The organism is Kitasatospora sp. NPDC092286 (genome assembly GCF_044755565.1).
Lineage (GTDB): Bacteria > Actinomycetota > Actinomycetes > Streptomycetales > Streptomycetaceae > Kitasatospora.
In genome coordinates this window covers 1-1,165 of the sequence record NZ_JBIVRD010000134.1, presented here as the reverse complement: position 1 = coordinate 1,165, position 1,165 = coordinate 1, and the positions used below count along the sequence as shown (strand labels likewise).

The following is a 1,165-nucleotide window of genomic DNA, read 5'->3' as shown; positions in this document are numbered from 1 at the left end:
CCTTGCTGGCGTCGGTGGGTGTGGTGCCGGATGTGGTGGTGGTGCCGCTGGGCGGGGATGGTGTGCTGCCGGGTGCTGCGCGGGGTGCGGTGTCCGGGGCGCTGAAGCTGGTGCAGGAGTGGCTGGCGGATGAGCGCTTCGAGTCGGCGCGGTTGGTGGTGCTGACGCGGGGTGCGGTGCCGGTGGGCGGTGTGCCGGTGGATCTGGTGCATGCGCCGGTGTGGGGTCTGGTGCGTTCGGCGCAGGCGGAGCATCCGGAGCGGTTCGTGCTGGTGGACGTGGATGAGCTGGGTGCCGGCGGTCTGACGGCGGCGCTCGGTTCGGCGGAGTCCCAGCTCGTGGTGCGTGACGGGGTGGTTCTGGTGCCTCGTCTGGTGCGGGCTTCGGCGGGCGTGCCGGCGCCGGTGTCGGCGGGCCGTGTGCTGGTGACGGGTGCGTCGGGCACGCTGGGTGGCCTGGTGGCGCGTCGTCTGGTGGTGGAGCACGGGGTGCGGGAGCTCGTTCTGCTGTCGCGCAGGCCGGCTGAGGACCTGGCGGCGGAGTTGCGCGCGCTGGGCGCCGAAGTGCTGGTGGTGGCCGGTGACGTGGCCGACCGCGCTACGGTCGCGGAGGCCGTGGGCGAGGGTGTGTCGGCGGTGTTCCATGTCGCGGGTGTGGTGGACGACGGCGTGGTGTCGTCCCTGACCGAGGAGCGGGTCGGTGGCGTTCTGGCGCCGAAGGTCGACGGTGCGTGGCATCTGCACGAGTTGGCCGGTGATCTGGACGCGTTCGTGTTGTTCTCCTCGGCGGCGGCCACGTTCGGTGGGCCGGGTCAGGGGAGTTACGCGGCTGCGAACGCGTTCCTGGACGCGTTGGCGGCCCACCGTCGTGAACTTGGCCTGCCAGGTGTGTCGTTGGGCTGGGGCCTGTGGGAGGAGCGCAGTGAGCTGACCCGTGACCTGGGGTCTTCGGACCTGGGCCGGATGGCCAGGTTCGGTGTGACGGGCATGGCCAGCGAGGAGGCGCTCGGCCTGCTGGATGCCCTGGCCACGGGCAGCCAAGCGCACGCGCTGCCGATGCGCCTGGACACGAACGCCCTGCGGGAGCTTCCGCAGGGCCAGCTCCCCTCGCTGCTGCGAGCGTTGGTGCCGACCGGCACCCGCCGCACCGCCGCCACCACCGAGAG

Annotated in this window: 1 protein-coding gene; it reads left to right on the top strand. The window is 72.4% G+C overall.

Annotation, left to right across the window (positions count from 1 at the left end; genetic code table 11):
- Positions 1–1,165: beta-ketoacyl reductase (locus ACIQIB_RS39530; protein ID WP_400764325.1), on the top strand; the 1,165-nt coding region annotated here is incomplete at both ends.